Source organism: Neorhizobium fuzhouense (genome assembly GCF_042611105.1).
Taxonomy (GTDB): Bacteria; Pseudomonadota; Alphaproteobacteria; order Rhizobiales; family Rhizobiaceae; genus Neorhizobium; species Neorhizobium galegae_A.
Genome location: NZ_JBHFFP010000001.1, coordinates 137,164 through 150,682, shown reverse-complemented (window position 1 = coordinate 150,682; position 13,519 = coordinate 137,164). Strand labels below are relative to the sequence as shown.

Below are 13,519 nucleotides of genomic sequence, written 5' to 3'. Positions count from 1 at the left end.
GCATTGTCTGCCCAGCAATCACGCCCCCGAGGAGAGCATCATGCTGAAGACCCTCATGGCCGCATCTGCGGCCATTTTTATCTCCACTGCCGCCTTTGCGCAGCAGACCGTCATCGTCACGCAGCAGCCGGCTCCGCCGGCGGGCACCGTCGTCGTGCGCGAAATGCCGCGCGAAGTGCGCACCTATGTGATGGAGCAGGACGTGCAGTCCATTCCGTACGAGGGTGACATCATGGTTGGCCGCGTTCTGCCGCAGGATGTCGAAGTGCATGTCGTGGATGGCTATGGCGATTACGCCTATACCGTCGTCAACCAGCGCCGCGTCGTGGTCGATCCGCAGACCCGGCAAGTGATCCAGGTTCTCGACTGATTTTTTCTGGCCGATACGGCAAGGATGAGCAGGGGTGGCGCAGGCCGCCCCTTTTTCATGTCCGGACAGGTGAGGGGCGGTTCGGCTCCACCCGTTCCAATGACGCGCCATCCGGGCCGTGGCATGAACCACCCCCAGATCGCCCAGCCAATCGCTATCGCAACCCTGTACAGGGCGCGACGTTATTGGAAAATAAAACCGCTGATTGTCTGTGTTTTCGTGCACGATGCTTAATAAAAGCTGGCGGACCTCACTTGTGATCGACAAGATTTCACAATGAATGTTCAAGACGCAACGTGTATATTCCGGGACTAAGAAATTCCGGAGGTGGTTTATGTATACGCTGTACGCAACGAAGGGTTCCGGCAATTGCATGAAGCCGTTCCTGATCATGTGTCAGCTTGGAATTGACTTCGATGTTCTTGAGGTGGACGTGCTGCGCGGTGAAACGCGTGGCGACGCGTATCTCGGCGTCAATCCGGCCGGTGCCGTTCCCTATCTGATGACGCAGGATGGGGTCGGCGTCGGGGAATCCAATGCCATGCTGTGGCTGCTTGCCGATGGCTCCCACCTCGTGCCTGAGACGGCGCTCTTGCGGGCAAAGAGCCTGCAGTGGATGTTCTTTGAACAATCCAAGCTCGAGCCGTTCATTTCGCCCGCCCGTTTTCTCGGCCATATCGCGCCGCATCTCGGCGTCGGTCGCGAGGCGGAGATCAGCGCCTGGCGGGACAAGGCCAAGGCCGGCCTCGCCGTTCTGGATGCGCATCTGCGCAGGCATGATTTTCTCGTCGGCGATCGCTATGGCATCACCGATGTCGCCCTCTTCGGCTATGTCCATGTGGCCGACGAGGCAGGCATCGACATGCGCATCTTCCCGAGCGTGCAGGCCTGGATCGACCGGGTCAGTCAGACGCCCGGCTTCGTGCCGCTGGCAAAGCTTTGCGCCCGGGCACGCCCATTTCTCGAGCGCGAGCGCGTCGCATGACACCGCCCGGGACCGGGACAGCGCATCCGCCGCTGCCGGCCTGCGTCATGCAGCGGTGCGACGCGCACGATGTCAGCCGTTTCATGCTGGACCGGCTCGATACAGCCGTCTGGGTCTTTGATATCGACGCAGGCCAGGTGGTCTGGGCGAATGCCTCGGCGCTCAATATCTGGGCGGCCGACACGCTGGATGAATTGCGCGCCCGCCAGATGAAGCCCGGAATGTCGCCGGCCGTCGCCCGGCGCCTGGCGCAGTACCAGACCGATTTCATCGAGCGCGACGCGAGCTTTTCCGAGATGTGGACGCTCTATCCGCGCGGTGTGCCGCGTCCGCTTCGGGTGCGGTTCAGCGGCATTCGCCTCAGCGACGGACGCATGGCAATGCTGTGCGAGGGCCTCGACGAGACCGGCCAGCTGCCCGAGGCGATCCGCAGTGCCGATGCGCTTTTGCACACGCAGCTGATGATCTCCCTGCACGATCTGGATGGGCGCACGCTCTATTGCAATCCCGCCGCCCGGGCGAGTTTCGAAGGCAGCGACGATCTCGCCTCGCGCTTCGTGCACGCCGATGATCTGCGGCGCTTGCTGGCAGCCATCCGCGATGCCGGCGAAATCAGCCTGATCGCCGAGGTCTATACGTCGAAGGGCATTCGCTGGCATGAGCTGACCGCCCGGTCCTGCCACGATCCGGCCTCCGGGCGCCCGTCGGTTCTTGTCAGCGAGACGGATGTCAGCGAGCTGAAGGAAGCGGAGGCGCTTGCTCATATGCGCGCCAACCACGACCCTCTGACCGGGCTGCCCAATCGTCTCGCCATGCCGGCCCTGTTCGAGCGCCTGTCGCGTCAGGCGGAACGGTCCGGGGCGCGCATCGGCGTCCTGTTCATCGATCTCGACCAGTTCAAGGCCATCAACGATACACTCGGCCACCTGCAGGGGGATGCCGTGCTGATGGAGGTCTCCCGCCGGCTGTTCGAACTGCGCGGCAAGGATGATGCCGTCATCCGGCTCGGCGGCGACGAGTTCCTGTTCCTGGCCACCGAGGAGAGAACTGAGGAAGGCCGCATCGAAGCGCTTGCCGGGCGTATTCTGGAGCGTCTGGCGCTTCCGGTGCAGGCGGAACGGCGCAAGCTGATGGTGACGCCAAGTGTCGGCATCGCGCGCTATCCCGACCACGGTGCGGATGTGCAGATCCTCATGCGAAGGGCGGACCTTGCCATGTACGAGGCCAAGGCTGCCGGGCGCAACCAGGCCTGCACCTATGACGACGGCATGCGCAACCGCCGGGAAGACGAGGTCGCCTTGCTGGCAGATCTTCGCGAAGGCCTGCGCCGCGGACAGATCGTCGCCTATTACCAGCCGCGTGTCGCGCCCGGCGATGGCCGCATCGTGTCGGCCGAGGCACTGGCGCGCTGGGTGCATCCGGAACAGGGGATCGTGGCCCCGGATGTGTTCATTCCGCTGGCCGAAAAGGCAGGACTCATCGCACAGGTCGGCGCCTGCATGATGGAACAGGCCATCCGCCAGCAGAGCCTCTGGGCGAAGGCGGGCTTTCCCATCTCGGTGTCCGTCAATGTGTCGGTCCGTCAGCTCTGCGAAGCCGATTTCGCCGGCATGGTGCGGCGCCTGCTCGCCTTTTACGACGCCGATCCCACCATGCTGGAGCTGGAGCTTACGGAAACCCTGCTTCTGGAAAGCAATCCGACGGTGCACGACAATCTCGATCAGGTGCGCGCGCTCGGCATCCGCATCGCCATCGACGATTTCGGCACCGGCTATTCCAATCTTGCCCGCCTCAACGACATGGCTGTGGATTGCATCAAGATCGATCGCAGCCTGATCAGCGGCCTGCCGCGCAATGAGGAAATCGTCCGGCTGGTCATTGCCATGTGCAAGTTCATGCAGGTGACAATCGTGGCCGAAGGCATCGAAAACCAGTGTGCTGCCGACTGGGCGCGCGCCAATGGCTGTCATGAACTGCAGGGCTATCTCTACAGCCGGCCGGTGCCGGTGGCGGAACTGGAAATCATGCTGGAGCGCGATCGACAGGCGGCCTGCCGGCGGCCCATGCCCGAAACCGTCGACTGAGCCCGCCTCCTGTCAAAGGCGCAAGTCGCGCCTCTGGCGGCTTGCCCGTTGTTCAGCGCCGCAGGGTGCCGCGGCGCTGAAACAGGATCTCAGCGGTTTGCCGAAACGGTCACGCCCAGAACGTCCGGCAGCGTGTTGGGAGCAGCCTGTGCCGCTCCAAGGATCATCGGCAGCGGCACCGGTGCTGCAGGCTGAGCCGTCACGGTGAAATTCTTCGGCTTGTCGAGGAAGCTGTTCAGCGCTGAAGACAGGCTGTTCTGCAGGGAGGGAATGTTCCACTGCGCCACCACCAGCGGTACCATGCCCTTCAGCATCAGGGCCATCTGGTCGCCGCTCACGCCCTGCTGCTTGCCGGCATAGGAGAGGCCGCGCTTGGTGATGCCGGCATCGGTGAAGCTCAACTCGGCGCTGTTGAAAGTCAGCTGCTGGAGAAGGCCGAAGAGAGCCAGCATCTGCGCCTGCTGGGCGGCCTCCTTGTTGGGATTGTCCTCCATGGCGCGCGTCATGTCCTGCATCGACTTGATGAAGGCGGGCGTGTAGCCGGACAGACTCAATGCAATGTTGAGCCGTCCGACCTTGTCCAGATCGATCGCATATTCTTCCACATCCACCGTGCCGGGCTCCGCTTCCCAGCTGCCCTTCATGGTCATGGTGCCCTTGATGGTCTGGAGGCCGAGGCTGTCGATCGCCTCGCGCGATTTCGCATCGTCGACGGTGGACAGATCGGCTGCAAAGCCATCGACCGTGGCGTCGAAGCTGATGCCGGAATTGTCTTCCGTGCGCTCCATCGTGGCCTGGATCTCCTTGATGGCGGCGACCTGGCGGCCCTCGACGGTGATGTTCATCGGGCCGGCATGGGCTTCCTCGTAGAACAGCATCGCATCAGGCGAGGTGCCCGGTTCCGCCGGAACGACCAGCCCCGAGAGATACATGTCCGATGCCGTGATCGTCGTATTTTCCTCGGAAAAGTTGACGTTGGGGAAGACCGCCTTCTCGATCGAGTAGCTGCCGTCGTCCTCTTCCACCACGCCCTGAAGGGTCACGTCACCGACGGTCACGCGCTTGGCCGGGTCCGCTTCGCCGACGGAGAGCCCTTTCAGAGTGACAGTGGAACCGGTGACGTCGATACCCTTCACATCCAGATTGCCCGGCTGCAGATTGGCCGCTGCCGACAGCTTGCGCAGAAGGTCGTTGCCATCCAGGGCAAGGGCCGGCGTTGCTGCAATGGCCAGGGCGGCGCTGGCAAGCAGCAGGCGGGTCGAACGGGTAAACGTCATCTGGTCCTCCTTGGGGACCGCCTTTTAGGCGGCGGTTCTTCGTCAAAACTCTTATATGCTTAGGGTGGTTAACGTCCACGGCTTTTCAAAGACAAAAAATGCCGCGAAGCGGTCAATCCGGGCCGGTCATCCACAGGCGCTTTGCCCGGATTTCTTGCCGGGAATCAGGCTTTCCGATAGTCAAGACCCATGGGAAAAAATCTGACACCTCCGCCCGGTGACGATGGCGGCGACAATATCCTGCCGGTTGACCTGAAGGCGGCGCTCGAGGAGCGCTATCTCGCCTACGCGCTGTCGACCATCATGCACCGTGCGCTGCCGGATGTGCGCGACGGGCTGAAGCCGGTGCATCGGCGCATTATCCACGCCATGAGCGAGATGGGCATCCGCCCCAACTCGGCGTTCAAAAAATGCGCCCGTATTGTCGGTGACGTCATCGGTAAGTTCCACCCGCATGGCGACCAGTCGGTCTATGACGCGCTGGTGCGTCTGGCGCAGGATTTTTCGCAGCGTTATCCGATCGTCGACGGGCAGGGCAACTTTGGCAATATCGACGGCGACAGTGCGGCCGCCTATCGTTACACCGAAGCGCGCATGACCGAGGTTGCGGCCCTTCTGCTGGAAGGCGTCGACCAGGATGCGGTGGATTTTCGCGCCACCTATAACGAGGAAGACGAGGAGCCGACGGTTCTGCCGGGCGCCTTCCCGAACCTGCTCGCCAACGGCGCCTCCGGCATTGCTGTCGGCATGGCGACCTCCATACCCCCGCACAATGCCCATGAGCTGTGCGATGCGGCGCTTCATCTCATCCGCCACCCGGATGCGACGATCGAAAAGCTCGTCGATTTCATACCCGGCCCCGATCTGCCGACCGGCGGCATCATCATCGACAGCCGCGAAGCGATCATCGAGGCCTATCGCACCGGCCGCGGCGGTTTTCGCGTGCGCGCCAAGTGGGAGATGGAAGATCTCGGGCGCGGTGGCTACCAGATCGTCATCACCGAAATTCCCTATCAGGTGCAGAAGTCGCGGCTCATTGAAAAGATCGCCGAACTGCTCATTGCCCGCAAGCTGCCGCTTCTGGAAGACGTGCGCGACGAATCGGCGGAAGACATCCGCGTCGTGCTGGTGCCGAAGAGCCGCACGGTGGACGCGACGCTCCTGATGGAATCGCTGTTCCGGCTGACGGAACTGGAAAACCGCATCCCGCTCAACATGAACGTGCTCTCCATGGGGCGCGTGCCAAAGGTGATGGCGCTGAACGAGGTGCTGCTGGAATGGCTGGCGCATCGCAAGGAGGTGCTGATCCGCCGTTCGCGCTTCCGTCTGGCCGCCATCGATAGGCGCCTGGAAATTCTCGGCGGCCTGCTGATTGCCTATCTCAACCTCGATGAGGTGATCCGCATCATCCGCGAGGAGGACGAGCCCAAGCAGGTGATGATCGCCAAGTGGCAGCTCACCGACGTGCAGGCCGAATCCATCCTCAACATGCGCCTGCGCAACCTGCGCAAGCTGGAAGAGTTCGAGATCCGCAAGGAATTCGACGAGCTGACGGCGGAGAAGGCCGATATCGAATCGCTGCTCGCGTCCGACGAGAAGCAGTGGAAGGTGGTCGAGCACGAGATCCAGGACGTGCGCAAGAAATTTGCCAAGGGGCGCGGCAAGCCGTTTGCGCGCCTGACGCAGTTTGCCGACGCACCGGAAGCCGATCTCGACGCCATCCAGCAGTCGATGATCGAGAAGGAGCCAGTCACCGTCGTCATTTCGCAGAAGGGCTGGATCCGCGCGCTGAAGGGCCATATCGCCGATACCGCCGCGCTTACCTTCAAGGAGGGCGACGCGCTGCGGCTGGCTTTCCCGGCGCAGACCACGGACAAGCTGCTGCTGCTCACCACCGGCGGCAAGGCCTATACGCTCGGCGCCGACAAGCTGCCCGGCGGGCGCGGCCATGGCGAGCCGATCCGCATCATGGTCGACATGGAAAACGACCAGGACGTGCTCACCGCCTTCGTGCATGATCCGTCGCGCAAGCTCATCCTTTCGTCGACCGCCGGCAACGGTTTTGTGGTGGCCGAAACGGAACTGGTCGCCAATACCCGCAAGGGCAAACAGGTGATGAATGTCGCCATGCCCGACGAGGCAAAGCTGGTCGTGCCCGTCTCGGGCGACCATGTCGCAGTCGTTGGGGAGAACCGCAAGCTTCTGGTCTTCCCGCTCGCGCAGCTGCCGGAAATGACCCGCGGCAAGGGCGTGCGCCTGCAACGCTACAAGGATGGCGGCATTTCCGATGTGAAATGCTTTGCGCTGTCTGAGGGGCTGACCTGGGAAGATACGGCAGGCCGAGTGTTTACCCGCAACAAGGACGAACTCCTGGAATGGCTCGGCGACCGCGCCACCGCCGGCCGCGCCGTACCGAAGGGCTTTCCCCGCAGCGGAAAATTCAGCGGCTGACGTTTTGGCCGCTCGGCCCTGTCAGGCGCCGAGCGGAACGATGTGATCGCGCAGGAAGCGCGTGGCACCGTCCTCGTCGATCTCGCCGGCGGCGACGGCGAGGACGAAGGCAATGACCTCAGCCTGTTCTGCCTCCAGCAGGAAGCCGTTCAGGTAGAGAAAGGTGAAGGCTGCGAGAAAGGCGATGCGTTTGTTGCCATCGGAAAACGGGTGGTTGCGGGCCAAACCGAACAGGTATGCCGCCGCCAGCGTCACGATGTCTTCCTCGCCATAGGCATATTTGTGCCGCGGCCGCGCCAACGCTGCTTCCAGCGCGTTGTCGTCCTTCAGGCCGGGAAGCCCGCCATGTTCGGCAAGTTGCTCGTCGTGCATCCGCTCGACGGCATCCCGACTGAGCCACCGGACGGCGCTCATTTGGCAAGCTCGCGCAAGGCAACCTTGTATTTTTCCATGCCGAGCCGGGCAGCCTTCAACTGCTCCGCCAGATCCGCGTCCTGATAGACAAGAATGATTTTCCCATCCTCTTCGCGCAGTTCCAGGCTGTCGCCGGCGCGCACGCCAACGCGGTCCAGAACCTCCTTCGGGATGATGATGCCTTCGGAATTGCCGATCTTGCGCACGACGATGTTCATCGGAACCTCCATGTTATAACGTGATTATAACATGGGGGAGTCCCGCCTGCAATCAGCGCAGGAACGCGTTTTCCAGCGCGTCTTCTTCCGGCCGATAGCGTTCCCAGCCTCGCGGCGTCAGGTGCTCCTGCGGTTGGTAGCGGGTCTTGTAGTTCATCTTCGACGACCCCTTGACCCAGTAGCCGAGATAGACGTGCGGCAGGCCGAGCGTCTTCGTGCGGCTGATATGGTCGAGGATCATGTAGGTGCCGAGAGAGCGCTTCTCGAGCCTGGTGTTGAAGAAGGAATAGACCATGGACAGGCCGTCGCTCATCATGTCCGTTAGCGCCACGCCGACCAGTTCGCCCTTCGGCTTGTCGCCGATGCCGTCGCCGGGCGCGCGGATACGATATTCGATCAACCGCGTGTTGACGTGGGTATCCTCCACCATGATCGCATAATCGAGTGCGGACATGTCCGACATGCCGCCACGCTGGTGGCGGTCGTCGAGATAGCGGCGAAACAGCGAAAACTGTTCTGTAGTGGGCTGGGGCGGCAGCATCGTGCCGACGATGTCACGATTGCTGGCGATCAGCTTGCGCATGGTGCGGCCGGGCTCGAATTCGCCCGCCAGGATGCGCACGGACACGCAGGCGCGGCAGCCTTCGCAGGCCGGCCGGTAGGCGATATTCTGCGAGCGACGAAAACCGCCTTGCGTCAGAAGGTCGTTCATTTCGGCGGCGCGATGGCCGACGAGGTGAGTGAAAACCTTCCGCTCCATTTCGCCGGCCAGGTAAGGGCATGCTGCCGGAGCCGTCAGATAGAACTGCGGAGATGGCGTCGCCTGGGTGTTCATCCGCGCAATATCACCTTCGCTGCAAGAAGTGGGCCGCTGCAAGACGTGGAGCCGCTGCAAGAAAGAGGCCCCGACAAGAATTCGGGCCGTGGCCACGCGCAATCGTGACTGATTTGCTTTGCCGCTCCCAAGGATAGCATGGCGCAACTTCGCAAAACGTCAACCGGGCTCTCTGCGCTATCGTGCAGATGTCAGGTTGTACGCACCACCACGGTGCCGAGCAGGAGGTCATGCACGAGGCGCGAACGGTCGATGAACAGGCCGGCGAGCAGGATGAGCGGCGTCAGCACCGAGTTCAGGATCCAGAACAGCACCATGTGCACCACGGCCGTCAGGAAATCCATGCGACGGCCGTCGAGGCGCACGATGGCAATGCCCATCATGCGCATGCCGGGACTTGCCTGGGCGCTGCTGCCGAGCGACAGGCCGAAATAGAGCAGGGCCACGATGACGAAGAGCGCCGGATAGAGGAAAAAGCCGAGGCCCAGCGTGATGATGCCGAGGAAGAAGACAACGACGGCGGCGGGAATGCATAGAAGCAGCACCATCATGTAGTCGATGATGAAGGCAAACACCCGGCGCGACAGCACACCGCTATAGGCGCGCCAGTCTTCCGGTGCTGCAACCACAGGCGTATTGTCGAACGACATTGTCGGGTCTCCTTCGTGTGTTCCCGACCACAATATGGGAAATACCCGCCCCGTGCACAATGGCCCTGCGGCTGCAGGCCGGCTTTTTGGGCAGGCCTGCTGTGAAAAGTCCGCGGCCGGTCTCAGGCGCCCTTCAGCTTGCGGGCCGCTTCCACGGCGAAATAGCTGAGGATGCCGTCGCAGCCGGCGCGCTTGAAGCAGAGCAGCGTTTCCATCATGATCCGCTCGCCGTCGATCCAGCCGTTCATCGCGGCGGCCTTGATCTGGGTATATTCGCCCGACACCTGATAGGCGAAGGTCGGAAGCCCAAAGGCTTCCTTCATGCGCCAGCAGATGTCGAGATAGGCGATGCCGGGCTTCACCATCAGCATGTCGGCGCCTTCTTCCACGTCGAGTGCCGCATCGCGCAGCGCTTCCGTGCCATTGGCGGGGCTGATGTAATAGCTGTTCTTGTCGCCCTTCAACAGGCCACCGGTGTTGATCGCCTCGCGATAGGGACCGTAGAAGCCGGAGGAGAATTTCGTCGCATAGGACATGATGCCGACATCCTGGTGACCCGCCGCATCGAGCGCGCGACGGATCGCGCCGATGCGCCCGTCCATCATTTCTGAGGGCGCAATAATGTCGGCGCCGGCATCCGCCTGCATCACGGCCGCACGCGCCACCTGGTCCACCGTCTCGTCGTTGACGATGATGCCGTCGCGCAAGATGCCGTCATGGCCATGGCTAGTAAACGGGTCGAGTGCGACGTCCGTGATGAGGCCGATATTGGGCACGGCTTTTTTGACCGCGCGGGTAAACTGGTTGATCAGGTTGTCGCGCTCAAGAATTTCCGATCCGGTCTCGTCGCGCTTGTCCATTTCCACGTCGGGGAAGGGGGCAATGGCGGGAATGCCGAGGTCTGCCGCTTCCCGGATCGCTTCGACCGCCTTGTCGACGCTCATCCGGTTGACGCCCGGCATGGCGCGGATCGGATCCACGATGTTTTCGCCCGGCACGATGAAGATCGGCCAGATCAGGTCATCGACCGAAAGCCGGTTCTCCTGCGTCATGCGCCGCGTCCAGTCTGCCTTGCGGTTGCGGCGCATGCGGCGGTGGCCGGTGATTTCGTCCACGAGATGGGTCTTGTCGGTCATGGCGGGGGCTCGCTTTCGTGCAGTTCGATTTTGTCCGTGGCTTAACACGATGGGGAAAGATTTGCGAAGGGACAGCCTGCCGCAGGCCGGGCCTCGGCGGACGGCATGTCTGGCGGGGGGCATCAAACCGGGTTATCCTTTGCCGCATGGAACCTGATTCACCCGCCCAGCCGAAACTCAGCCTCACCGAAATCCTGTTCGTGATCTTCCTGCGGCTGATTGCAGCCGTATGCCTGTGGTTCGGCCTGCAATACTGGGCGATGCTGGTCGGCTATTCCTTCGAGGGACGGGCGCGCTTTGATCTCCTGAACCTGCCCTGGCGGGCGGCGGCCTCGGTGCTGGCGGTGGTTTTTCCCGTGGCGGCCCTCGGTCTCTGGCTTGCCGTCTCCTGGGGCCCGGTGCTCTGGGTGATTGCCGCCGGCTGCCAGTTGCTGATGTACCAGGTCTGGCCCGATATCTTCGGCCACAATATCCTGGTGCCGCTGCTGCATGGGCTGGTGGCGGCGCTCTATCTCGTCTTCCGTCTGGCGATTTTTCTCGATGAACGCCGCAAGATGGAGGAAAGGGTAAGGGTTGATTTACCCTGATTGTCACGCCTTTTAGCGGATATTCCGCGCGGAATTTCAGGATAAGCCATTGATATTACTAATATCGACGAGGATCGGCAAGCGCGGTCGACAGCCGGCCATCTGGCGGTTTTATCCTGTTAAGTGACCGTTAGTCGTATGTTTTAAGTCGAATTTTATGGGCTGCCGGTAGTGTCACTCACAAGGCGGGAGACAACAAACACACCGCCAAACAAACAGTGAGGCAGACATGTTGAACACCAAGATCAAGCCGCAGGCTGCACCCGTGGCCGATGCCCAGGACGAAACCATTCGCGGTCTCTACATGGAGTCGCTGCATCTGGTCGAGCGCCTTCACCGCCGTCTACTCGACGTCATCAAGGACGAGTTCGACCGTCAGGGTCGCGACGATGTCAACGCCGTGCAGGCCCTCCTGCTGTTCAACATCGGAAATTCCGAGCTGACCGCCGGCGAACTGCGCTCCCGTGGATACTACCTCGGTTCTAACGTTTCGTATAACGTCAAGAAACTGGTCGATCTCGGCTTCATCAACCACCAGCGCTCGCGCATCGACCGCCGCTCGGTCCGCATCAGCCTCACCAAGGCCGGTCAGGACATTGCCGAAGTGGTTGCCAAGCTCTACGAGCGCCATATCGGCTCCATCGAAAAGGTCGGCGGCATCGGCGAGGGCGAGTTTGCCCAGATGAACAAGCTGTTGCAGCGCCTCGACCGTTTCTGGAACGACCAGATCATGTACCGCCTCTGAGCGGTCTCCTTCCGGCCGGCGCCTTCGATCCACCGGACCGCCAGGCCAGCTTTTCGGCACCCTCCAGTCGCCGCACAAACCGGATGCGCCCGCGCGTCCGGTTTTTCCGTTTCCGGTCCTCCTGTGCACGTCTGCAACTGAAGCGAAAAAGTCACGGTTGCACACGCTGCCGTGAGTGCATGGCTGCTGACAAGAATTGGCCATATTGCTATGGGACCGCGAAGTTTAAATGTGGTGGGAAATCCGGCTGCCCAGGGGCTTGTCAAAGCCCTGGCCGGGGCCGCCGGGGGCACGCGGACAAGAATGTTCGCGACGCTTTGTTAACCATATCCCTGTAGTCACTTTCCCTGAAGTGAAGACGGATAACGTGGATCGAATGATGTCGAAAAAGAGCGAATCCGAATTTTTCTCCCGTCGCGCGATCCTGCGCTCGGCAGCCTCGCTTGGCGCGGTGTCGCTGGCGGCGCCAGCGCTGGCCCAAAGCGCCCTGCAGGATATCATCTCCGCACCGCAACGCGGCACCTGGGATGACCAGTTCGACGCCAATGCATCCTCCCGTTCGGCCGTCAACGTCATGTCCAACAATCCGGTGCTCGGCCAAGGCTCGCCTGCCTATATCCAGCAGGCGATTGTCGAATACCAGAACATTGTCGCCAATGGCGGCTGGCCGCAGGTCATGCCGGGCCAGGCCGGCATGCGCATTGGCACGGCCGATCCCGTCGTGCAGCAGCTTCGCCAGCGCCTGATGGTTGTGGGTGACCTGCCGCGCTCGGCGGGCATGTCTTCGTCTTTCGACAGCTATGTCGATAGCGCAGTCAAGCGCTTCCAGGCCCGCCACGGCCTGCCGGTGGATGGCGTTCTTGGCGAATACACGCTGAAGGCGCTCAATATCCCGGCCGAAACCCGCCTTGGCCAGTTGCAGACGAATCTCGTGCGCCTGCAGTCGATGTCGGGTGATCTGGGTCTGCGTCATGTGATGGTCAACATTCCCGCGGCTTCCATCGAGGCGGTGGAAAATGAGCGCGTCGTGCTGCGCAACACCGCCGTGGTCGGTCGTATCGACCGCCCGACACATATCATCAATTCCAAGATCTACGAGGTCATCCTCAACCCCTACTGGACGGCGCCCCGCTCGATCATCGAGAAGGACATCGTGCCGCTGATGCGCAAGGATCCGACCTATCTGACGCGCAACAACATTCGCCTGTTTGACGGCAAGGGCACGGAAGTGCCGCCGGAAGCGGTGGACTGGAATGCGCCGAAGGCTCCGAACCTGATGTTCCGTCAGGATCCGGGCAAGAACAACGCCATGGCGTCCACCAAGATCAACTTCCACAACCCGAACAACGAATACATGCACGACACGCCCCAGCAGGGCCTGTTCAACAAGCTGATGCGGTTTGAATCCTCGGGCTGCGTGCGCGTGCAGAACGTGCGCGACCTCGTCACCTGGCTGCTGCGCGACACGGCCCCCTGGACGCGCCAGGAAATCGAGCGCGTCATTGCGCTTCGCCAGAACAACCCGATCAAGCTTGCGCAGGAAGTGCCGGTGTATTTCGTCTACATCACCGCCTGGTCGGCCAAGGATGGCGTCGTGCAGTTCCGCGACGACATCTACCAGCGCGACGGTGCAACCGAGCTTGCACTGCAGACCAAGACCGGCATCGAGCAGCCGGCTGGCTCGCTCGACGACGACATGCTGCCGCAATAAGACGCGGCCTGTTGCCTCAGGCACGCCCCGAACGGCGGTTCCTTGAAGAAAGGGGC

The 13,519-nt window shown here is 62.0% G+C and carries 13 protein-coding genes; 7 read left to right on the top strand and 6 right to left on the bottom strand.

Annotation, left to right across the window (positions count from 1 at the left end; genetic code table 11):
• Positions 1–40: 40 nt before the first annotated feature.
• From ACEXP3_RS00775 to ACEXP3_RS00765, 3 genes are all read left to right on the top strand, one after another.
• Positions 41–370: a DUF1236 domain-containing protein gene (locus ACEXP3_RS00775; RefSeq protein WP_377295562.1), complete on the top strand. Its 330-nt coding sequence runs from the start codon at positions 41–43 to the stop codon at positions 368–370.
• Between the two features lie 334 nt (positions 371–704).
• Positions 705–1,355, top strand: a complete 651-nt coding sequence (locus tag ACEXP3_RS00770; RefSeq protein WP_377295561.1) for a glutathione S-transferase family protein — start codon at positions 705–707, stop codon at positions 1,353–1,355.
• Positions 1,352–3,439, top strand: coding sequence for a putative bifunctional diguanylate cyclase/phosphodiesterase (locus tag ACEXP3_RS00765; RefSeq protein WP_377295560.1), 2,088 nt, complete (start codon positions 1,352–1,354; stop codon positions 3,437–3,439). The genes ACEXP3_RS00770 and ACEXP3_RS00765 overlap by 4 nt, the downstream gene beginning before the upstream one ends.
• 89 nt (positions 3,440–3,528) lie before the next feature.
• On the opposite strand, the gene ACEXP3_RS00760 is transcribed toward ACEXP3_RS00765, so the two are convergent.
• Positions 3,529–4,716 carry an aq_1923 C-terminal domain gene (locus ACEXP3_RS00760; protein WP_377295559.1) on the bottom strand — a complete coding sequence of 396 codons (1,188 nt, stop codon included), beginning with the start codon at positions 4,714–4,716 and terminating at the stop codon, positions 3,529–3,531.
• A gap of 189 nt (positions 4,717–4,905) precedes the next feature.
• Between ACEXP3_RS00760 and parC the strand changes: the two genes are divergently transcribed.
• Entirely contained in the window at positions 4,906–7,167 is a 2,262-nt protein-coding gene (gene parC / locus ACEXP3_RS00755; protein WP_377295558.1) for a DNA topoisomerase IV subunit A, read from the top strand.
• A 21-nt stretch (positions 7,168–7,188) separates the two neighbouring features.
• Here parC and ACEXP3_RS00750 read toward each other — a convergent pair whose 3' ends face one another.
• From ACEXP3_RS00750 to hemB, 5 genes are all read right to left on the bottom strand, one after another.
• Positions 7,189–7,581 carry a type II toxin-antitoxin system death-on-curing family toxin gene (locus ACEXP3_RS00750; protein WP_377295556.1) on the bottom strand — a complete coding sequence of 131 codons (393 nt, stop codon included), beginning with the start codon at positions 7,579–7,581 and terminating at the stop codon, positions 7,189–7,191.
• The gene (locus tag ACEXP3_RS00745) at positions 7,578–7,799 is read right to left on the bottom strand and encodes an AbrB/MazE/SpoVT family DNA-binding domain-containing protein (protein ID WP_377295555.1); all 222 of its coding nucleotides are present in this window, start codon (positions 7,797–7,799) and stop codon (positions 7,578–7,580) included. The genes ACEXP3_RS00750 and ACEXP3_RS00745 overlap by 4 nt, the downstream gene beginning before the upstream one ends.
• 52 nt (positions 7,800–7,851) lie before the next feature.
• On the bottom strand, positions 7,852–8,634 hold the full coding sequence (locus tag ACEXP3_RS00740) for an arginyltransferase (protein WP_377295554.1): 783 nt from the start codon (positions 8,632–8,634) through the stop codon (positions 7,852–7,854).
• Between the two features lie 191 nt (positions 8,635–8,825).
• Positions 8,826–9,284, bottom strand: coding sequence for an RDD family protein (locus ACEXP3_RS00735; protein ID WP_377295553.1), 459 nt, complete (start codon positions 9,282–9,284; stop codon positions 8,826–8,828).
• 122 nt (positions 9,285–9,406) lie between these two features.
• Positions 9,407–10,420, bottom strand: coding sequence for a porphobilinogen synthase (gene hemB, locus ACEXP3_RS00730; protein WP_377295552.1), 1,014 nt, complete (start codon positions 10,418–10,420; stop codon positions 9,407–9,409).
• A gap of 146 nt (positions 10,421–10,566) precedes the next feature.
• Between hemB and ACEXP3_RS00725 the strand changes: the two genes are divergently transcribed.
• From ACEXP3_RS00725 to ACEXP3_RS00715, 3 genes are all read left to right on the top strand, one after another.
• Positions 10,567–11,007: a DUF6163 family protein gene (locus tag ACEXP3_RS00725; RefSeq protein ID WP_210102907.1), complete on the top strand. Its 441-nt coding sequence runs from the start codon at positions 10,567–10,569 to the stop codon at positions 11,005–11,007.
• A gap of 232 nt (positions 11,008–11,239) precedes the next feature.
• Complete coding sequence (ldtR, locus tag ACEXP3_RS00720) at positions 11,240–11,752, top strand: transcriptional regulator LdtR (RefSeq protein WP_210104074.1); 513 nt, start codon at positions 11,240–11,242, stop codon at positions 11,750–11,752.
• A gap of 379 nt (positions 11,753–12,131) precedes the next feature.
• Complete coding sequence (locus ACEXP3_RS00715; RefSeq protein ID WP_377295551.1) at positions 12,132–13,463, top strand: L,D-transpeptidase family protein; 1,332 nt, start codon at positions 12,132–12,134, stop codon at positions 13,461–13,463.
• Positions 13,464–13,519 lie beyond the last annotated feature (56 nt).